The organism is Pontimicrobium aquaticum (assembly GCF_005047595.1).
Classification (GTDB): domain Bacteria; phylum Bacteroidota; class Bacteroidia; order Flavobacteriales; family Flavobacteriaceae; genus Pontimicrobium; species Pontimicrobium aquaticum.
Genome location: NZ_SUPL01000001.1, coordinates 305,432 through 327,109 on the forward strand (window position 1 = coordinate 305,432; position 21,678 = coordinate 327,109).

At 32.4% G+C, this 21,678-nt stretch carries 19 protein-coding genes and 1 tRNA gene; 6 read left to right on the plus strand and 14 right to left on the minus strand.

What is annotated here, in order from left to right; all coding sequences use genetic code 11:
* Positions 1-132: 132 nt before the first annotated feature.
* The 3 genes from E5167_RS01370 to E5167_RS01380 form a co-directional block, all read right to left on the minus strand.
* Positions 133-474 (minus strand): hypothetical protein, encoded by a 342-nt coding sequence (locus tag E5167_RS01370; RefSeq protein WP_136840264.1) that lies wholly within the window; start codon positions 472-474, stop codon positions 133-135.
* A 248-nt stretch (positions 475-722) separates the two neighbouring features.
* Positions 723-1,289: a hypothetical protein gene (locus E5167_RS01375; protein WP_136840265.1), complete on the minus strand. Its 567-nt coding sequence runs from the start codon at positions 1,287-1,289 to the stop codon at positions 723-725.
* A gap of 1 nt (position 1,290) precedes the next feature.
* On the minus strand, positions 1,291-1,758 hold the full coding sequence (locus E5167_RS01380) for a lipocalin family protein (RefSeq protein WP_136840267.1): 468 nt from the start codon (positions 1,756-1,758) through the stop codon (positions 1,291-1,293).
* Between the two features lie 108 nt (positions 1,759-1,866).
* Here E5167_RS01380 and E5167_RS01385 point away from each other — a divergent pair, with 108 nt between their 5' ends.
* From E5167_RS01385 to E5167_RS01395, 3 genes are all read left to right on the plus strand, one after another.
* A complete protein-coding gene (locus tag E5167_RS01385) occupies positions 1,867-2,118 on the plus strand; it encodes a helix-turn-helix transcriptional regulator (RefSeq protein WP_136840269.1) in 252 nt (83 codons plus the stop codon).
* A 477-nt stretch (positions 2,119-2,595) separates the two neighbouring features.
* On the plus strand, positions 2,596-4,686 hold the full coding sequence (locus tag E5167_RS01390) for a hypothetical protein (protein ID WP_136840271.1): 2,091 nt from the start codon (positions 2,596-2,598) through the stop codon (positions 4,684-4,686).
* 2 nt (positions 4,687-4,688) lie between these two features.
* A complete protein-coding gene (locus E5167_RS01395; RefSeq protein ID WP_136840273.1) occupies positions 4,689-5,150 on the plus strand; it encodes a hypothetical protein in 462 nt (153 codons plus the stop codon).
* Between the two features lie 82 nt (positions 5,151-5,232).
* On the opposite strand, the gene E5167_RS01400 is transcribed toward E5167_RS01395, so the two are convergent.
* The 8 genes from E5167_RS01400 to E5167_RS01435 all read right to left on the minus strand — a co-directional run bounded on the left by E5167_RS01400 (position 5,233) and on the right by E5167_RS01435 (position 16,823).
* Positions 5,233-6,435 carry a site-specific integrase gene (locus tag E5167_RS01400; protein ID WP_136840275.1) on the minus strand — a complete coding sequence of 401 codons (1,203 nt, stop codon included), beginning with the start codon at positions 6,433-6,435 and terminating at the stop codon, positions 5,233-5,235.
* Between the two features lie 565 nt (positions 6,436-7,000).
* Positions 7,001-7,074: transfer RNA gene (locus E5167_RS01405), tRNA-Asp, on the minus strand.
* An 80-nt stretch (positions 7,075-7,154) separates the two neighbouring features.
* Complete coding sequence (locus E5167_RS01410; protein WP_136840277.1) at positions 7,155-8,084, minus strand: DUF58 domain-containing protein; 930 nt, start codon at positions 8,082-8,084, stop codon at positions 7,155-7,157.
* Complete coding sequence (locus E5167_RS01415; RefSeq protein WP_136840279.1) at positions 8,084-10,660, minus strand: M1 family metallopeptidase; 2,577 nt, start codon at positions 10,658-10,660, stop codon at positions 8,084-8,086. Before E5167_RS01415 ends, E5167_RS01410 begins: the two co-directional genes overlap by 1 nt.
* A gap of 88 nt (positions 10,661-10,748) precedes the next feature.
* Positions 10,749-11,066: a thioredoxin gene (gene trxA, locus E5167_RS01420; RefSeq protein ID WP_136840281.1), complete on the minus strand. Its 318-nt coding sequence runs from the start codon at positions 11,064-11,066 to the stop codon at positions 10,749-10,751.
* Positions 11,067-11,187: 121 nt separating this feature from the next.
* The gene (dnaE, locus tag E5167_RS01425; protein WP_136840283.1) at positions 11,188-15,567 is read right to left on the minus strand and encodes a DNA polymerase III subunit alpha; all 4,380 of its coding nucleotides are present in this window, start codon (positions 15,565-15,567) and stop codon (positions 11,188-11,190) included.
* 136 nt (positions 15,568-15,703) lie between these two features.
* Positions 15,704-16,153, minus strand: a complete 450-nt coding sequence (locus E5167_RS01430) for a ferritin-like domain-containing protein (protein WP_136840285.1) — start codon at positions 16,151-16,153, stop codon at positions 15,704-15,706.
* Positions 16,154-16,331: 178 nt separating this feature from the next.
* The gene (locus tag E5167_RS01435) at positions 16,332-16,823 is read right to left on the minus strand and encodes a DUF6252 family protein (protein WP_136840287.1); all 492 of its coding nucleotides are present in this window, start codon (positions 16,821-16,823) and stop codon (positions 16,332-16,334) included.
* Positions 16,824-16,953: 130 nt separating this feature from the next.
* Between E5167_RS01435 and E5167_RS01440 the strand changes: the two genes are divergently transcribed.
* Positions 16,954-17,466, plus strand: a complete 513-nt coding sequence (locus tag E5167_RS01440) for a 30S ribosomal protein S16 (RefSeq protein WP_136840289.1) — start codon at positions 16,954-16,956, stop codon at positions 17,464-17,466.
* 136 nt (positions 17,467-17,602) lie between these two features.
* Complete coding sequence (gene rimM / locus E5167_RS01445; protein WP_136840291.1) at positions 17,603-18,127, plus strand: ribosome maturation factor RimM; 525 nt, start codon at positions 17,603-17,605, stop codon at positions 18,125-18,127.
* On the opposite strand, the gene E5167_RS01450 is transcribed toward rimM, so the two are convergent.
* Entirely contained in the window at positions 18,116-18,595 is a 480-nt protein-coding gene (locus E5167_RS01450) for a DUF2383 domain-containing protein (protein WP_169301354.1), read from the minus strand. The two genes, rimM and E5167_RS01450, sit on opposite strands and share 12 nt — an antisense overlap.
* 218 nt (positions 18,596-18,813) lie before the next feature.
* On the opposite strand from E5167_RS01450, the gene E5167_RS01455 reads away from it, so the two are divergent.
* Positions 18,814-19,473 (plus strand): tRNA1(Val) (adenine(37)-N6)-methyltransferase, encoded by a 660-nt coding sequence (locus E5167_RS01455; protein WP_239021919.1) that lies wholly within the window; start codon positions 18,814-18,816, stop codon positions 19,471-19,473.
* On the opposite strand, the gene E5167_RS01460 is transcribed toward E5167_RS01455, so the two are convergent.
* Complete coding sequence (locus tag E5167_RS01460) at positions 19,474-20,355, minus strand: dimethylarginine dimethylaminohydrolase family protein (protein WP_136840298.1); 882 nt, start codon at positions 20,353-20,355, stop codon at positions 19,474-19,476. It abuts the gene before it with no gap.
* A 1-nt stretch (position 20,356) separates the two neighbouring features.
* A complete protein-coding gene (locus E5167_RS01465; protein ID WP_136840300.1) occupies positions 20,357-21,664 on the minus strand; it encodes an amino acid permease in 1,308 nt (435 codons plus the stop codon).
* Between the last annotated feature and the right edge of the window lie 14 nt (positions 21,665-21,678).

Below are 21,678 nucleotides of genomic sequence, written 5' to 3' on the forward strand. Positions count from 1 at the left end.
TGTAGATGTATAATTTTTGATGTTATAATCACTCATTTTAGGGGTTTATTGATAGAGGCAAGTATTTAATTCATCTGTTGAAAACTACAGACATAAAAAAAAGCCTCTAGGTTTCCCTAGAAGCTCATGTTGTTAGTGTACTACTTCTGATTCCAGTAATTGTTCTTTCATCACTTCTTCTGGATTATCGACATAATCCCATTTGTATGAAAGCTCTACTACCTTATCCGTATTCGGAATTGTGTAGCTGTATGGCTCACAAGGTACTTTCTCAATACTGCCTGGAAACTTAGTTCCTATTAAATCCTTACACATTTCTTCATCAAAACTAGCAGCTACTGTGCATGTTCTTGAAGTAAAATACAATTGACCATCTGCGCTCTTTACTGGTTCGATTCCACCGCTTAGAACTAGAACAAAAAATTCTCCTCCTTTTTTACTTTTTCTTTTTAAATAATCTTTTACTGTGACCATCTTTTTTAAATTTTAATTAAACAATAGGGGGAGTGAAGCCCCAAATGTTAAATAAGGGTGCTTTGGTGGTGGGTTACATCACGCTTTCGATAAAAAACGTTCTGAAAAAAATTATAAAAATTTTGAAAATATATTTTTAAGGACAAGTAGGACTATAACCAGTAAGATGATTAAAACTAGCTATAGTAATTCCTACCTGTAAGTTTGTAAAGATGCTGTTATTTATCTGTGGGAATATTTGGTTTTATCTATACATCCACAATAATGACCTTACCTAATCTATCTACTGCCGATATGATTTCGTTTGCTGATAGTTTCTTTTTAGGTTCAAAATAAAGCTTGCATGTTATATCATTAGATTGATGGTGTGTTTGACAATTGATTAAATAAGATTTATCTAATTCAAATCCTGATTCTTCTGCTTCCTCTCGGTGTAGTAATAATGCTGCTGGGGATTTCCCTGCAATTGGTTTGATTTCAAAAATATCTAGTGTTGAATCATCTGTATCTTTATGATATAAACGTACAGTGCCAACAAATAAAGACTTAAAATTGGTATTGTCATCAACTGGCTTGAAAACTTCACTATAGACCTTTAAATAAGCTGATTTCAGAGCCTTATTCATGTCTTCTTTTGATACATCAAATTGGTTTCGCTTAATCACACCCTTTAATTCCTGTTGTGAATTTAACAAGCACATGATTATTCCAATAGTGTCAACTGATGCTCCTAATTGGTTTTTATCATTGATATACTGCTGTAAACCCTTGAGCATTTTGGTTTCAAAATAAGTAGCAAGGTCAGTTGATTTCATGTTAATTTACCTTTTGAAAAACATAAATTTCTGATTCTATTGAATTTGGGTCAGTATCTGCATCTATTTTAAGTGTAGTTGCAGTTAGTTCAACTATCAAGTAGTCACCTATATTTCCATTATCAACTTGACCATTTAAAGTAATTCTTAAGATATTTTGATTAACAATCTGCCAATCTCCAGTATTATCGAATTCAAGCCCACATGTTGTTACTGGATAATACCCTGTTTGAGCAAAGTTTCCATTGGTTGAAATTGTAGTTCTTCCTGTTTGTTCACAGTCACTATAATTGTCTGTTGTCATTGTGCCACTAGAATCTATAAATACAGCTTGTAACGGCTTCCAAACGCCTATTATTTCATCATTTGTATCGTCATTATTATCTGTGGAGTTATCGGAACTACACCCAGTTAATAATAGACTTAACATTACGATTCCTAGAATCGATTTTAAAATTTGATTTTTCATTTTATTAGGTTTTAAGTTAAACAATAGATTTAGTATCCATCAAATATAATTAAAAATGTAGTATTTTAAGGTTACAATAAATAATCTCTGAAATTGGAATTTTATTGCATGGCGCAATTATCTGATAAGAGACTTAATCAATTAAAAGAATCTATTCCAAAAATAGTTGGATTGAGAATTAAAGAATTAAGAAATGAAAGAGGACTCACTCAGACTGAACTTGCTGAATTAGTAGGTAAGGATAGACAGTATTTATACAAAATAGAAAAAGGTAGAGTAACACCAAACGTTGTTACAATCTCAGCATTAGTTTATGCATTAGAAATTTCATTAACGGACTTTTTTGATTTTAAAATATAGACACCCTCTTTAAATTCAAATAAAAACTTGACAACTTGACTTTGACAACTTGCCAAGTTATTCTAAAGTTTTATATGGGTAGTATATTTATCTAGATGGACTCCTTCCTTTAAAACTTTCCAAAAATTAAGGAAAGTCATTAAGTTTTTTAATGTTTTTCCTTAATAGAGTGTACATTAGTTTAGGTAAATTACACTTCTAGTTTTTTTTAAAACCCTTTTATTTAATATTCAAAATATACGTAGTTCTACGTATTGTATGAAAATAAAATTCTTTCTAGCTTTAAAAACATTAAAATCCAAACTCTAAAATATAATGAAAAAACAATCCAACCCAATCCAGCCCCCAAACGTTTTGTATAAAACAAAATTCGTTTATCAAGTATAAACACCTACTACATCAACCTTTTTTAATCTATTTATTTATATCAACAATTAGTTGATATAAGTCACATTTTTATTAACCAACAACAAAACAATGAAAAATATACGTTTTATTACAATAACACTATTTGCCCTATTACTCCTTAACCTAGTTAGTTGTGAAAAAGAACAAGTAATTATTGAAGAGCACTCAAGATTTAATGTTAAAAGCTTAAATCAGGAACAAATTCAATCTAATCCGCCGTTAATAAAAAAACTATCTAAGTTAAACTATAAGAAAAAATACAAGCACTCAAATAATAGTGAAGCTAGAGAAATTTACAATCCAAAATATGGTTTTACAATTAATACAGATTACATAAAATATATTGAGGACACAGAAAATGGGAACCATTCTTATAGTTTCCCAATAACAAGGGACAATCCTACAAATGATAAATTAGAAAACCTCTTACTCCATTCTAATTCAGAAAACGGATATGATGCATATATTATTCAATACGGATTTACAGCTAGTCAATATGCATCACTTGATGAAAATAATATAAATACATTTAAAACTTTATTATTTCCAATAGATTTTGACACTTCTATATTTAATAATGGAGAATTAACGAGAGCTGTTTATGAGTGTAGTGAAACTTGGGAATACATTACTCATACAGGGCACGAGGGTGGTGAACTTCACGGAATAAACAGTGATGGCACTTGCGCTGTTGGATGTAATTATGGAACATCTGAATGGGTTTTAACAGACATATCCTGTGGGTGGTACGATGATGGAACTGGTGGTGGCGATGATGTAGATGAAACAGAGCCTGCTGAAGGTGGCGGTGGAGGAGTTGATTATAACAACCCAATTGCATCACCCACAACAAACCCTGAACCTTCTGATGCAGAACTATTAGCTAAAAGCATTGCAGGTCGCTTGAACCTTTCAGAAATAGAACGTAATTGGCTAATGAAGCAAGACGCTCTAGTTATGAGTTTAAATGAAACTTTAGCTTCAAATTCCATTGAAGCTGAAAATGAAGTTAGAATGATCATTAAAGCTGAAATAGTTAATCATCCTGACAATAATACTCCTCAGTGGGATTATTCCAGAAGCGGTACTTTTCCTAATCGTCCTTCGCTAGAATATAAAGCAACTCATAACCCAAATTTAGGTGAAACGATGTATTTACTTAAAAATGGATTAGTTCTTTATCAATCTTCAACAAATAGAAAAATTAATAAATCTGTTTCAAATAGTATTTCATCAACCGAGGTGTCTACTGATGGTTACAATTACATTTATAGTTACCAAAATAAAAAATGGTATGAATATAGACTCCCTCCTCCAACATATGTTAGTGCTGATATAGATTTTTTATTAGGAGCTTTCTGGGACGGAGTTAAAATTGTTGGGCGCTATGCCACTCCTGTTGAGGATATAATAATATTAATTGATGGAAATGATTTTGACGGTGTAGAGCAAAGCAAAGCACAAACTGCTGGCTTCATGATTTTAGGATTTATACCTGGAGGAAAAATTGTAAAACCTATCTCTAAAGTTGTCAAGGGAACTCAAGTATGGAGAGTTGTAATAAGGTCTGGAGGCAAAACATTTACAAGGGTTGTTAGAGAACTTACAGAAGATGTGTTGCAGCATCTTGAACGTTATGCCCCTGGCACTAAAGATTTAATTGATGATGCTCTAAGGAAAGGTGAGGTTTTAGACCATGAAATTATTATTGAAGCATCGGAAGTTATTGAAGATATATCAATCTCTAAAGGTAGAAATTTAACTTGGCAAGAAGTAAAAGCACTCTTTAAAAGAGGAAATGATTTTAATAAAAAGGCTCTAGATGAGGAATGGTATGATTTTCATGAAATATATTTATCTAATGGAAAAAGATTAGATAGCTATGATCCTCTAACTGGAGAAATAGTTTCAAGGAAAGCAACAGATTTAGGAGAAGTTCAATTTTCTACATTTGAAAAATATTTAAGGGAAATGCATCAAAAATATGCACCAGGTACAGTTATTAGATCCAATAAATATTCTGATTTGGATGGATTAATTTTACATGGACAACAAATTCTAGAAATCCCAGCTAGCAATCAATCTTTATCAAATATTCAAGATTTTATTGATTTTGCAAGAGATAATTACGATATTGAAATCCGTTTTAGACCTGAATAATTATGAAACTACTTCCTGAAATAAAACTAATATTAGAAAACATAAAATTTGAAAACACTTATAGAACCATTTCTAAGAACTATTCTGTAGATAAAGAAGAAATGTTAGAAAACCATTCTATTGAAAAAGTTTTATCAATTTTTAAATCTTTAAACTATAGTTTTAAATATAATAAAAAGGAAAAATTTTATGGTCTTAACCAAAGTGTTGAAGATTACCTCTTCACTTTCAATATTTCATTAAGATATGGTATAGTAGAGTTCATTTGGGCACTTCGTAAAAATGGTGAGTTAATTACACTGGGGGGACCTTGGGCTTTTATTATTAGATTGTTAAACAATGGAGATAAGGCTAATATAAAAAAGCCATCTTTTAGTAATTATGAAGATTTGGAATCTATTTTAAAAGAAGGCTTGTCTTTGTATGAAGATTTTAAATTAGAAGTCTTAAAGATAGAACCTTAATAAGTTAGGTTTAATATTAGATTAAAATCTAAATGCCTAGTGTGGATTGACTTTTCTACCCTTAAACAAATGAAAAGGGAAGTTAACTACTTCCCTTTATTCTTTTTATTTCTTTAGCAATCCTACTTTCTACAACCTTACCATAATGGTCTTGTGTAGTCTGTAATTTAGAATGACCTAATAGCTTACTTACAATTTCCATTGGCACATCATTAAATAACAACACAGTACTGGCAAAGGTCTTTCTGGCTATGTGATGTGTTAAATTAAACTCTATACCGACCACATTAGCTATTTCCTTTAAATAAACATTAAACTTAGTATTAGACATTCTAGGGAGCACATAATCGCTTTCACTACTATATAACTCCATTATAGCTTTAGCCTTTGGTAATAATGGCACTTTAAAGTTCTTCTTGGTCTTCTGCCTATTAATGTTAATCCACAACTCTCCATCAAATTCTGTAGTGAATTGATTCTTCTTTAAATTACTCATCTCACTAAATCCTAATCCAGTATAACAGCAGAACACAAACATGTCTTTTATCTGTTGAATCCTAACAATAGAAAAAGTAGTTTCCTCTAGTTTTTTAAGTTGCTCTGGATTTAAAAAAACTATAGGTTTTCTCACTGTTTTAGGTCTATACAACATAAACGGGTCTTTACTTAAATAATCCTCTGCAACTGCAAACTTTATCACCTTTCTGAACCTCTGTACAGCCTTATTTAAGGTGCTTTGTTGGAACTTCTTCTCCACTTTAAGGAAATACACATAATCATCTATAAAATTGCTTCTAAGAGCCTTTAATTTGATATCTTTTTGCTTGTATTTATGCTTAATAAAGTCCTTTAAATGCTTACCTGATTCTAAGTACTTTTTATAGGTTACTTCTTGAATATCTATGCCTATTAGTTTCTTTATTCTTTGGCTGTGCATATCATACACTTCTACTACTCCACGTTCTTTTTTAAGTGGTTTTCCTTTGTACTGCATATAGATATCATGTACATCAAAGTTCACTTCATTAACCTGTAGAAATAAAAAAGCCTGATTAAGTTTTGTTCTTATCAGGCTCAGTTGAGTGTTTATTAGTTCTGCATCTAGTTCAGGTGGTTCTACTAACTGTTTTTTAGAGTTCCAGTTATTTGGGTTGATGAATTTTCCTGTTGAGAATTCTTTACGTTCTAGTTTATATGTAATTCTACATTTTAGAGCAGAACTTCCTTTTTTATTATTTCTACTACGTACTAATAGAAACAATATTTTCATATCATATTTATTCATTGTTTTGATTATTAAATTGTTAGAAAAAAAGGTGTGCATTTTAGAAAAGAGAAAAGACACCTAATTACACACCTGAGCAATATCTTTTAAAACAGTTTTACATGTTTTTTGTTATTAAGTTATGGACACTACGGAAATTGGATTTTAATGTCCTTTTATGAAAGAGCCCTTTGGTTTAACTTGTATTTCAAATGAGATTAATAACAAAAATACTTGGCTTAATTTCTCTATACTTAATCATATTATTTATGATAGGAATAGGCTTTTCAGGCATACTTTCTATATGGGTAGATAACTCATTTGAAATTATTTTCCAAAACATGATAAACCCAATGATAATGGTCTTTACACCATTTTACATATACTATATTTTACCTGAAAAAATAAGAAAGAAGATTAAAGATATTTTTAAATAACCTTATAAAAACAAAAAAGCCTCTCCAATAAAGGAAAAGCTTCTCAAAGGTCTGTTTCCAGACTACTTGACACATTTCTGTGTCACAACACAACTAATCTTTGTCGCTAAAAAAAAGCCCCAACTGGGTCGGAGCTTTAAGCAATCTTGCGGTCTGGACGGGACTCGAACCCGCGACCCCCTGCGTGACAGGCAGGTATTCTAACCAGCTGAACTACCAAACCGTTGCGTTATTGCGGTTGCAAATATACATTGCATTTTTTATAACACAAATCTTTTTTAAAAAATTTTCAATAAAATCTCCCTAAACAAATTTTTGTCGTTCTAACATATAGGTTGTTAGCACCTTATTAAAACTCTCATTTATATCAGCCTCAAAATATTTTATTTGATACTGCCCACACTTAAGCTTAATATTGTTAAAATATCGCGCCACTGCTTTTTCATAGTTCTCCTTAATGTTTTCAGCATATAAATCAATATACTCGCCTGTTTCAACATCTACAAATCGTTTAGGGGCATTATCAAAATCGAAATTAAATTCCTTTTCTTTATCCATCACATGAAACAGAACAACTTCATGCTTATTATACTTTAAATGCCTTAAAGCATCAAAAAGTTTAACATCATCAATCCCATCTTGAAACATATCTGTAAACAAAAATATTAGTGAACGTCTGTGAATTTTTTCTGCTATTTGATGAAGATATTCGTAAGTATTAGTTGTTTTTTGAACAGATTTTGAAACAACCATTTTACTTAACTGGTCTAATAACATTCTATGATGACGTTCACTCCCTTTTTCAGGTGAATAATAATCGTAGGTATTACTATAAATACTTAAACCAACAGCATCTCGTTGTTTTTTTAATATATGCATAATGGATGCAGCAGCTAATGCTGAAAACCCTATTTTATTTAGCGAATCTATATTAAACTCCTTGAACTCTGGATAATGCATGGAGCTACTATTATCAATAATTAAGTGACACCGCAAATTAGTTTCTTCGTCGTATCGCTTAGTAAACAACTTGTCAGTTTTAGCAAATAATTTCCAATCTATATGGCGTGTACTTTCACCTCGATTGTATATTTTATGCTCCGCAAATTCTGCCGAAAACCCATGAAACGGACTTTTATGCATGCCAGCTATAAAGCCTTCAACCACTTGTTTAGCTAGTAATTCGAGATTTTTAAATCCTGAGGTTTTATTTACTTCGTCTCTTAAATTCATTATTCTTTGATGCTTTCAAAAATAGTTTGTGCTCTAAAAATTGGATCTGATGCTTGAAGCAACTTGTTTTTTAATATAGAACTAAAATCAGGGTTTTCACTTAAAAACTCTTCAATAATCGTTTTCGCATACGCTGAATTATATCTTCCTATAGTACTACTAAGCCATCTTTTTGGAAAAAATATATCTCCAGTAAGTTGAATTTCTTCCAACAACTCTAAACTTTTCTTTAAATGTTTTTGCCCACTTTCTTGACGTAATGGATGATGTATGTTTCCCAAAGCATTTAATACCCAAGATTCTTTTGCTCTGTTTTTAGCATCTTTAAACGATTCGAATAATTTGTCGCGTGTTGTTTCATCATTTGATAGGGATGGTAATAAAAATTTGAAACGTTCCAACTTATCAGGATTAGTGATTTGTATTTCGGCTGTTTTTAAAATATTTTGTGTTTCTGGGTGATTATATAACGCTAATGTTGATGCCAAATTGGTGTAATCATCTTTATTTAATTTTAGATCTTTAATGTTGGTTGTTTTACTCCAAATGGCGTATAAAAAATCTTGCCCTTTGTTTGAATAGGCTACCGCTTTATAAAGACCGAATAGTGACTTTTTAATTCCTGAGGTTTCTGTTCCTTCTAATCGTTGTCTAACATCTGTCTCTAAAGCTTCTTGAACATTATCCCTTTCCTCTTTGGTTAAATATGTCCAAAAAATACTTTGTAGTTTTCCTGAAATCAATCGTACTAAAACTTCTTCCTGCTCTTCTAAAACTGCTCGTTTAAATAATTGATAGGTCTCAATTGGTGCTACGTCATTATTCAACGTTTTTTCATATAAATTAACATAAGAATAGCCTCTTGCAACTTCATCTTTAAGATTTAATATAGCATTTAAACTTTTGTTTTGAACCGGAAAAACACCATAACCAAATCCGTTGTAATTATAAATTATATCTAATGGTCTTTGCAATCCAATGGCCTCTTTAATAGTAATGTCCTTATTTTGCATTGCTACGTTTATCACGTGAATCGAATCTTTATATACAAGTCCAATCTTAAATTTTTGTGGCCAAATTTTATCGCTTTTATCTTCAGCTTTTTGACTTATAGTAAAGTTGGAAATCGTGTTATTTGATGTGTAATTAATATCGTCAGTAAAAATTGGTCGCCCTGATTGATTTACCCAAACATCGCTCCAAGCTTTCATATCAACCTCTGTTTTCTTATCAAGAATAGACACCAATTCATTCCAATCGGCATTTCCATTTGCGTAGGTTTTAATATACTCCTGTATGCCTTCCTGAAAAGCTTGTTTTCCCATAGTAGCCTCCAGTTGTCGCATCATAATTGGCGCTTTGTTGTAAATAATATTCCCATATAAAGAGCCAGCATTTTTTAGATTGCCTAAGTGTTGACGAATAGGTGTTGCTCCTTGTGTACGGTCTTCGGCGTAAGCACTAGAATAGTGTGATAATACAAACTGCAAATCGTGATTAAACTCTGGAAAACTAGGATTGGCTATTTTATCTGCCATAAAATTGGCAAATACTTCTTTCATCCAAACATCGTTAAACCATTTCATAGTCACTAAATCTCCAAACCACATATGTGACACTTCATGGGCTATTAACTTCCCTCTACCTAACTTAGAGCTTTTAGTAGCTGTTTCGTCTAAAAACAGAACTGGTTCTCTATACTGTATTGCTCCAACATGCTCCATGCCTCCATATTGAAATCCTGGAATGGTAGCAAAATCTAATTTTTGAAACGGAAATTTATAATTGGTATAATCTTCTAAAAAACGAACTGCTTCATAATGCAGTCTGAAAATTTCTGGAACACTAGCTATGATTTTTGCAGAATCGGTTTCTCGATATAACAAATTCATTTTAAAATCGTCAATGGTTTTTTGACTCGTCTCGAAAACACCTGCAACAAATGAGAATAAATACGTACTCATTTTATCGGCAGGATGGTATATATGCCTAGTTGTATTTTCTTCTGTAATAGTTTCTTGCAACAATGCGCCACACAATACTTGCCAATCTTTTGGAGCCGAAATGTTTAAGTGATAAACCGCTTTTAAATCTGGTTGATCAAAACATGGAAACAATGTACTTGCTCTATCTGGCACTAATAAGGTATATAAATATTCTTTGTTCCTATTTAATGATAATTCGCCAGCATTAAAGTTAATTTCAATAGTATTTTTTCCTTGTTTTAAGTGTGTAGCATCAATTATTAAATGCTCATTTTCATGCTTTATATCAATATCATCTTCATTAGCATTAACATTTAAAAGCAATGACTTGTCTGCATTGAAATCTAAAATAAGTGGTTGTTGTAGGTTATTAATATTGACTTCCAATGTTAACTTTGAAACGACAGGTTTACCTAGCGATTCTGGTATATTAAAGGTTAAATAATACTCGATATTTGAAAGTTGCTCTGCTCTAAATTCAGCCAAATCTAACGAAATACCTTTTGCTAATAACTCTGTTTTGGTGGTTGTATTATTATTACATGCTACCAAAAAAAGGGCTAAAAGCCCTAAATATATTTGCTTCATCATACGACTATAAAAAGTAAGAGGTATTAAAAATAGAAAAGGTTTGGCGCATTGCCAAACCTTTTCTATAAGCTTATTTGTTAAATTTTACTTATAACAATGAATCGATTGCTTCAGTATATGCATTTTTAGGTGCAACACCAACTTGTCTCCCTACTACTTCTCCATTTTGAAATACTAAAACTGTTGGGATGTTTCTAACACCATACTTAGCAGCAAATTCTTGATTTGCATCTACATCTACTTTACCAACAACAGCTTTACCATCGTATTCCTCACTTATTTGGTCAATGATTGGTCCAACCATTCTACATGGTCCACACCAAGCAGCCCAAAAATCTACCATTACTGGTTTGTCGCTTTTTAAAACCGTTTCTTCAAACGTTGCATCTGTTATTTCTAATGCCATAATATGTTTATTTAATGTATTTTATTACTGATTTATATGCAAAATTAGTCAAAAATTTTACCAAAGCTTACAAAGACACTATTTGTTTTGCTTATTTCAAGATTGATTGATGTTATAAAGCTTAATTCAACTTATAAAACACTTGTTGACTTTCTAATTCTTCAAGTAACTCTTGAGAAATTCTAACCTTTTGTTTACGACTAGGCATTTGCAGCTTTATTTGCTCTTTGTTATCGTAAATCACAAAGTTTAAATGATGATTTCCTTCATGCATTCTCAACAACTCCTTAATACTTTTTATGCGTTCTTCTTTTATATCTTTTATATCGAATTGAATAGATAGTTTCTTAGCATACGTATCCAAAACATCATGCAATAACTGGAAATTATTAAACTGAATTCTCGGGTCGCTCTTTTTGCCAGTTTCCCTATTTACCCAACCTTCTTTAATAAAAGCTCTTACATACACAAAATTACTTACCATTAAAAAATGCCTAAACTTTAAATACTCTTCCCCAAAAATTCTGAATTCAAACGAATCCATATAGTCTTCAATAGTAAATAGTGCCCACCCTTTTCCTTGCTTACTCACACGATGTTGCACATCGGTTACCACACCTCCAAAGGTTAGTTCTCTATTAACATAACTATGCAAATCTTTAAACAAAGACACTTCAGCATTACAAAAGGTGTTCATTTCTATTTTAAAATCATCTAAAGGGTGACCGGAAATATATATACCCACCACCTCCCTTTCTCTAGCAAGTTTTTCCATGGTTCCCCATTCTTCACAAGGAGGCACTTCTGGTTCTGGAATTTGCACATCACTAGCCTCTCCAAATAAACTCACTTGCGCTGAATTTTCGCTTTCTTGATATTTATTGGCATATTTAATTGTTTTTTCTAAAAATGTAATACCATCTCCTGTATCGTGAAAATATTGTGCACGATGTGTCTCTTTAAAACAATCAAACCCTCCTGCATTGGCTAGATTTTCAAAAGCTTTTTTATTGGCTGCTCGCAAATCGATTCGTTTAGCAAAATCGAAAATAGATTTATAGTGACCATCTTTTTTTCTATTCTCTACAATAGTTTTTACAGCACCATGACCAACACCTTTTATAGCTCCCATCCCAAAGCGAACGGCATTATCTTGGTTTACCGAAAATTTATAATACGATTCATTCACATCTGGCCCAAGTACATTTAATTTCATACGCTTGCATTCCTCCATAAAGAAGGTTACCTGCTTAATATCGTTCATGTTGTTTGACAACACCGCTGCCATATATTCGGCTGGATAATGCGCTTTTAAATAAGCTGTTTGATACGCTATCCATGCATAGCACGTAGAATGCGATTTATTGAAAGCATAACTTGCAAAAGCTTCCCAGTCTTTCCAAATTTTCTCAAGCTTCTTCTTATCCATTCCTTTTGCAGCTGCTTGGTCTATAAATTTAGGTTTCATTTTATCAAGTACAGCTTTTTGTTTTTTACCCATGGCTTTACGTAGCACATCGGCTTCACCTTTGGTAAAATCTGCTAGTTTTTGAGATAAGAGCATTACTTGCTCTTGATAGACTGTAATACCATAGGTTTCCTTAAGGTATTCTTCCATTTCCGGAAGATCGTACTCAATGTCTTCGTCACCATGTTTACGAGCAATAAAGCTTGGAATGTATTCCATTGGCCCTGGACGATACAAGGCATTCATCGCAATAAGGTCATCAAAAACCGTAGGTTTTAAATCCTTCATATGCTTTTGCATTCCTGGGGATTCGTACTGGAAAATCCCAACCGTTTCCCCTCTTTGGAATAGCGCATAAGTATCTTCGTCATCTATCGGAAAATTATCAGGTTCCAGCTCAATACCATGTTTTGCCTTTACAATTTTGACCGTATCCTTTATAAGTGTTAAGGTTTTAAGGCCAAGGAAATCCATTTTCAACAGTCCAGCATCTTCCACAACTGAGTTATCAAATTGTGTGACATACAAATCGGAATCTTTTGCTGTAGCTACAGGCACATAGTTGGTAATATCACTAGGCGTAATAATGACACCACAAGCATGAATTCCTGTATTTCTAACGGAGCCCTCTAAAGTTCTTGCGAGATTAACCGTTTCGGCTTCTAGGTCTTCACCATCTGCAATATTTAGTAATTGGTTGACTTTTTCTAAATCTTCGGCTCTAAATTTTTTACTTAATTCCTTTTCATCTAAACCAAAAATTTTATTCAATTTAGACATTGTTGGAATAAGCTTTGCTATTCTATCGGCATCAAATAATGGTAAATCCAACACTCTTGCGGTATCACGAATGGAGGACTTTGCAGCCATGGTTCCATACGTGATAATTTGCGCTACTTGATTAGCTCCATATTTATTAATTACATAGTCCATAACACGACCTCTCCCTTCATCATCAAAATCGATATCAATATCAGGCATACTCACACGATCTGGGTTTAGGAAACGCTCAAAAAGTAAATCGTACTTTAAAGGATCAATATTAGTAATCCACAAGCAATAAGCCACCACAGACCCAGCTGCCGAACCACGACCAGGACCAACAGACACATCCATGTTTCTTGCTTCTCGAATAAAGTCTTCAACAATTAAGAAATATCCTGGATATCCTGTGTTTTCAATGGTTTCTAGTTCAAAATCCAATCGCTCTTGAATCTCTTCTGTGATTTCCCCATAGCGCTTTTTGGCACCTTCATACGTTATGTGCCTTAAATATGCATTTTCGCCTCGTTTACCACCATCAACCAGATCTTGATCATCTTTAAACTCATCTGGAATACTGAACTCAGGTAACAAAACGTCTCTCGCTAATTCAAATGCTTCAACTTTGTCAACAACTTCTTGAATATTAATGATAGCCTCAGGAGCATCCTTAAACAACGCTTTCATTTCATCAGAAGACTTAAAATAATACTCTTGATTTGGCAAACCATAACGGTAACCGCGACCTCTACCTATTGGAGTGCCTTGTTTTTCACCATCTTTAACACATAGCAAAATATCATGCGCATTGGCATCTTCTTGCTCACAATAGTAGTTATTATTAGTAGCAACTAGCTTAACGTTATGCTTTTTTGCAAATTCTTTAAGTACTATGTTTACACGTCGTTCATCTTCTTGATTATGTTGCATGATTTCTAAATAGAAATCATCTTTAAATTGTTCTTTCCACCAAACAAGTGCTTCTTCTGCTTGTTTTTCACCAACATTTAGAATCTTACCAGACACTTCTCCATAGAGATTTCCTGAAAGTACAATAATATCTTCTTTGTATTGCTCAACAACAGTTTTATCAATTCTTGGCACGTAATAAAAACCATCTGTATAGGCAATAGATGCCATTTTTACCAAATTTTGATAGCCATTTTTATTTTTGGCCAGCATGACTATTTGATACCCATAGTCTTTATGAGATTTGTTTAAATGGTCTTCACAGACAAAAAACTCGCAACCTACAATGGGTTTTATTTCTTGACCAACTGGTATTTCTCCTTTTTCAAGAGCCTCTTTGTTTTGCTCTTTAATGATCCTATTATGATTTTTCACCTCTTTTACAAAGTGAAACGCTCCCATCATGTTAGCATGGTCTGTCAACGCCACAGCATTCATGTTGTGCTTTGCGGTTGAAGCCACTAAATCCCTAATACTTATGGTAGATTGCAATACCGAAAATTGCGAATGGTTATGCAAGTGAACAAAATTGACCTCTTCTAACTCTGAAGCATCAACTGAGCTTTTTTCAATATTAACTTCTTGCGATTTTTGAAGCTGCTCATTAATTTTAGCTGAAGCCTTTTTAAGGTTAATATGCTTTAACCCTATTAGCTGAATTTCCTTTGGATTAGCCTCAGTAAATTTTTCGAAGTAATCTGGTTGAACATCTAATTGTTCTTTGGTGTACTCTTGTCTTCTTATTAATTCTAGAAAACAGCGTGTGGTTGCTTCAACATCGGCAGTGGCATTATGAGCTTCGTTAAAAGCTTCACCAAATAAATATTCGTGAAGTTCTGTTAAAGTTGGCAATTTAAATTTTCCGCCACGACCTCCAGGAATTTTACACATTTCGGCTGTATGCTCTGTACATGTATCTAGAATTGGAAGTTCTAATAATTTAGTTACGGTATCTTCACGAAAAAACTCGCAACCCATAATATTTAAGTCAAAACCTACATTTTGCCCAACTACAAATTTTGACTTATTGAGAGCTTCATTAAATTTTTCTAAAACCTCTATTAGCGGCAACCCTTGTTCTTGTGCTAACTCTGTAGAAATGCCATGAATTTTTTCGGCATCATATGGTATATTAAAACCCTCAGGCTTAATCAAATAATCTTGATGTTCGATACAATTTCCTGTAGCATCATGCAATTGCCATGCAATTTGAATAGCTCTAGGCCAATTATCAATGTCTGTAATTGGAGCATCCCATCGCTTAGGCAAACCTGTTGTTTCTGTATCAAAAACTAAATACATAAATGAGTTTTAAGGTGAAAATTTAGAACCTTAAAAATAGGAATAATTATAGGTTTAAAAACGGAAAGTTATAAACAGTTTTAAACAAAAAACGCAACCAAAATGGTTGCGTTTTTTCTATAGTATATTAAAAGTGTTATGAAACTAACTCTTCATGTACTTTCTCTGTATTAATGGCTGATTGAATAGCATTTCTCTGCTTTGTTAGTAAAGAATCAATCGTTGGTGGCAATACGCTGTTTGCTAAAATTTCGTTATATTCTTCTAAATTAGCTTCTTCGCCTTTAATAGCTTCTTCAAGAATAGCCTCTTCATTGTTGGACGAAAATGTCGCTTTTAGTGTCATCCAGTTTCTGTGCATTGCTCCTTTAAAAGAACCATTGTCTTCCGGTATTTCACCATATCTTAGAATCTCGGTTCTTAAGTCTTTTGCAAATTCACTTCTCTCAGATGCTCTTTTTTTAAAATACATTTTTAAATTTTTATTATCAATATTGTCAATGGCATTTAAATAGCCTTTTTCAGCATCGTAATTTTTAACTAATAGTTCGTTTAACTTGTTTGAAATTTTTTCGGAATACTTCATAATATCTTTTTCATTTTTAAATTTCAATAAATTCTTTAAAGATGCGTATTGTTTCACATCTGCATACATAACCTAACGATTATTACGCTTCATGTCAAGTATATTAACACCTTTAATAAAAGTTTAAGATTCTTTAACAAATTGAAGTTAAAGTTGTTAGCAGAATTTGTTTAAGTGCCTACTGAATTTGCAACAAGCCACCTGTTAAAGGCACTTTATAAAACACGCCTTTATTGAAGTTGATTACTTTTAACCCATCAGCAGTATATGCATAGAACCAAAAGGTTCCATAAACATTCTTAGGATCGTCATTATCTATATCTTCAACAATAATTTCGCCACTTGTTGGGTAACTACCTAAGCTTGGATCTGGAGCATTTTTGGTGGAATAAATAGTACCATCAACATCTTTAAAAATTGCAACGTTATCACTTTCTAATCCAAGACTAAATGTTCCTCTAGCATCACTTGTTGTTATTAATTGAATTGTTTCACCGGAAAATCTACCTTCAATAACGAAACCTCCATTATCGATATCTGCAGCAAAAAAATTTGATCTCCATAACTCATTCTGCTTACTTGCCTGTAACGCTGGCGAATTAAACCTAATTTCATCACTACAATTTAACAGCAAAAAAACAATCAAAAAGCTTACAACTATTCTTTTCATAACAAAATAACGACTTTAAGACTTCAAAAGTATAATAAAAAAGCAAACTAAATAATTGTGAATTAGAAAAATATAGTATCTTTGCGCTCTTATTAATAATCGAGGTCGTGAACCTCACTAATTAATTTTTATGGCAGTTAAATTAAGACTACAAAGACACGGTAAAAAAGGAAAACCTTTTTACTGGATTGTTGCAGCAGATGCAAGATCAAAAAGAGACGGTAAATTCTTAGAAAAATTAGGAACTTACAATCCAAACGTAAACCCAGCAATTATAGATTTAGATGTTGATGGTGCAGTAAAATGGCTTCAAAATGGAGCACAACCTACTGACACTGCCAGAGCTATTTTATCTTACAAAGGTGCTATGTTAAAAAATCATTTAGCAGGTGGTGTACGTAAAGGTGCTTTAACAGAAGAAGAAGCTGAAAAGAAGTTTCAAGCTTGGTTAGACGAAAAAGCAGCTAAAGTAGAAGCTAAAAAAGATGGTTTAGCAAAAGCTGATGCTGATGCTAAAGCTAAAATTCTTGAAGCAGAAAAAGCAGCAAACGAAGCTCGTATCGCGGCAGCAGCTCCAGTTGTTGAAGAAACAACCGAAGATGCACCTGCTGAAGAAGCACAAGCTACAAACGAAGAAGAATAAAAAAATATTTTTTTATACTTTTAAACCCAGACCTTGTGTCTGGGTTTTTTATTCCCACATAAGTATGAATCTTATAGTTTGAGTTAATAACATTAAAAGATTTCCATTTTCATGGAAACAAAAACATCCATTTTTGATGAAAAAAGAAGATTGTTTTTATTTAGGAAAGATTGTTAAAAAGTACAGCTTTAAAGGAGAACTATTGGCTAAACTAGACACTGATCAACCTGATCTTTATGAGCATTTAGATGCCATATTTGTTCAGGTTAGAAATAATTTACTCCCTTTTTTTATTGAAAGTTCACAACTTCATAAATCTGATTTATTGCGTATTAAATTTGAAGAAGTAGATACCGAAGCCGATGCTGATGCATTACTAAAAAGTGAACTGTATTTACCTTTAGAGTTATTACCAAAGCTCGAGGGGAATAAATTTTACTTTCATGAGATTATTGGCTTTAAAATTCATGATAAAAATTTTGGGGACGTAGGCATCATTAAAGGTATTAACGACTCGACAGCTCAAGCACTTTTTGAGGTTGATAGAGATGGTGTTGAAATTTTAATTCCAATGAATGATGAGTTTATTGTAGAAGTAAATAGAGAAACAAAAACTATTTTAGTTGAAACACCAGAAGGCTTAATAGATTTATACTTCTAAAGTCTCCTTTACTTTAATACTATCTATTTTAATACTATTCATTTTAGAATGAAGTAAATCTCGTTGTTCCGCCAACAGCTTGCATAAAGATAAAGACAAGTTAAGCTCCTGTAGTAAATCATTGTAATTATCAATGCTCCACTCTTTAATATTGCATATTTGATCGAGCAATTCTGGAGTATAATCTTCCTTTAGCAAGGGTCTTAAATTTTTCCAAAAAATATAATAGGCTCTACTTAATTTATTTAATCCTTCAAAATTTTGGGGTTTTTCTCCCAGCTTAATTGTTTCTTTTCTTAATGCTCTAATAAACTCATTTCTTTCAAAAGCGAGTTCTCTAAAAAAAGATTTTAAATTATTATCATTAACAATATCATGGGCATCTGTAAAAATTTTTTCAGCCTCATAATTCATCATTAATAGATTATTAGCTTTTTTTATAACCTTTTCTGAATGCTTTACTTTCATATTCCTACTTCTTAACATTTACATAAATATAACTCAAAAAGTGTGTTTAAATTATAAATTTTAACACGATTTAATAACTAAGTTTTCAACATTTAAAGAATTACTCTTTCAATGAAGTTGACATCACAAATTATTAATACATTTAGTCTCAAAAATTCAATATGCCTTACAAACCTTTTCTTTTTAAGAAGTTTAAAGTCAACCAAAATAAAAGTGCTATGAAAATTGGCACAGATGCTGTATTGCTTGGTGCTTGGACATCCATAAATCGAAATCCTTTTTCTGTTTTAGATATTGGAGCTGGAACTGGAGTTGTGGCGCTTATGTTAGCTCAAAGATGTTATGCAGAACTCATAGATGCTGTTGAAATTGAAGATAATGCCTATGAACAATGCACTGAGAATTTTGAAGACTCTCCATGGAACGATAGGTTGTTTTGTTATCATGCTTCATTAGAAGCGTTTGTTGAAGAAATTGACGAGACATACGATTTGATTGTGTCTAATCCTCCATTCTATTCAGATGACTTTAAAAGTAAAAATAACCAGCGTGACTTAGCAAGGTTTGAAGACGCTTTACCTTTTGACCATTTATTAGATAGTGTTTCAAAATTACTTTCAAGTAATGGTCTGTTTTCTGTTATTATTCCATTTAAAGAAGAACAATCTTTCATGGACATAGCAACAAGTTTTAATCTATTTCCAAAACGGATTTTAAGAGTTAAAGGTAATCCAAATTCAGACACAAAGAGAAGTCTTATAGAATTTTCTTTTACTAAAGGTCAGGTCGAAACTAATGACCTTATTATAGAAAATGGACGTCATCAATACACACAAGACTACGTCAATTTAACAAAAGATTTTTATTTAAAAATGTAATTAATAACTGCGATGCATAGGTCGTGTTAAACACGTTGGACCTCCACCACCTTTCACACTAATATCCTCACCTTTGTAAGTCGTTACTTGGCATCCTGCATCTTCTAACAATTGCTTTGTTTTTGGATTTCCTGCAACCATTAGGCATTGTCTTGGTGCAATTACCAACACATTACAACCCATGGATTCAAATTCTTCATTAGGCACTTCAATTAATTCGAAACCTCTATTTAGTAATTCGTCTCTAAATTTAATAGGCATTAAAGGCGAATACACCACTACTAAATCTTTATCAACTGGACTTAAAATACTCATTAAATGAAATACATCATTTTTTCCTTTATAATGTGGTAATTCAGCAACGACAACATCAATACCTTTAGGCTCTAATAAGGCCTTAAGTTGTGCGATGCCTTCTTCATTAGTTCTGTAAGTATGACCAACTACTAAGGTTGTTGAATCTAACCAAGCAACATCGCCTCCTTCTAGAGTTCCAGGTGCTTCAATAATTCCTAATATTGGAATATTAGCTTGTTTGTAAATTTCTGAATGCGATTGAGGTTCATTAATACGTCCTCCTTTTCCCATATTACAAATTATCATCCCAAAATCTGTAGCAATCGAAGCATCTCTGCAATATATAGAATCAATTTGTACATTATTATCAAAAGGAAAATCATGTGTTTCAATATTGTTGTTTAAAAAATACTCTTGAAACGTTTTATATTCTTCCAAAGCACTATCAAAATCTGGACGAGACAAATAATTAAGTTCACGCCATTGTTCACCTAAATAAATGTCTGATACGAATGCATTTTTTGCTGGTTTTATATATACCGCTTTTAGTTTTAAATATTCTGAATGATGTGTTGCTTTCTTCATACTAGTTTTTACTTTGATTCCATTTCATCATTACGTAAAACGGAACGCCTGCCAATAATAATAAAAATCCATAGAATACTGTATCACTTCCTGAGCCATAAATTGCCCAAAATGAATAGGCGAATCCCAAAATAGAAAGCAAGCTAATTTTAAATTTATTATTCAAAAAAACACCTTTGTTAATTGTAATTATCACATATGCTGCTGCTACAAATAGATACGGAATTAAAGCTGTTAAAGTTGTAAGGAGTGCTATAAACTCAAACTGATCAACGAGTCCTTCCGAAAAATTCATTAGCATAACAATAGAGCTTAAAACACTTCCAATAATTAGCCCTAAATAAGGAGCTTCTTTATCGTTTTGCTTTTTAAATACTCTCGGAAACATATTATCTCTTGCAGTTGCCATTGGTAATTGTCCTGCAATTAAAATCCATCCATTAAGTGCTCCAATAGCTGAAATAGCTGCTCCAGCTGCTACAAAATAGCCTGTATATTCTCCTCCAATAATTTTTCCTGCTTCTGCAAAAGGTGCTGGCGATATCATTAATTGGTCGATTGGCAAAATCCCAAACAACACAACGGTTCCTAGAATGTACACTAAAGTTGTAATAGTTGTTCCTAACATTGTAGCTTTTGGTACTGTTTTTTCTGGATTTTTGACATTTTCAGCTGGAATAGTTGCACATTCAATTCCTAAAAAAGCAAATAACGTTAATGTTGCTACAGCTGAAAAAGCCTGTAAATTATTTTGACCTGAAATATTAAATTCTGGGAAATTGTCCAAGCTAAAAAAGAAAAAACCGAGAATAATTATAACAACTAAAGGCAATAATTTTAAAATAGTCGTCACCACTTGAAACTTTCCAGATGTTTTTACACCCTTGATATTTATCCAAGTAAAAAACCAAATAAAACCTAATCCTATTAATACAGCCAATAATGAGTTGGTTTCTAATATTGGAAAGAAAATGGTCAGGGCACTAATAATAGCCACTGCAATTCCAGCATTAACAACCCAACACGAAATCCAATAACCCCAAGCCACTAAAAATCCTATAAAATCACCAAATCCTTCTTTGGCAAACACATAAGGACCTCCGCTTTTGTTCACTAAGACCTTACTTAAATTGCTGAATATCTTTGCTAAAACTAAAGCTCCTGCAGCAGTAAATAGCCATCCTAATAAACTAATACTTCCGTATTTTGCCAATGTTGCTGGCAATACAAAAATACCTGAACCAATCATATTCCCAACAACTAAGGAGGTTGCAGTAATTAATCCTATCTTTTGGGATTTAGATGCCATTTATTTAGTTTAAA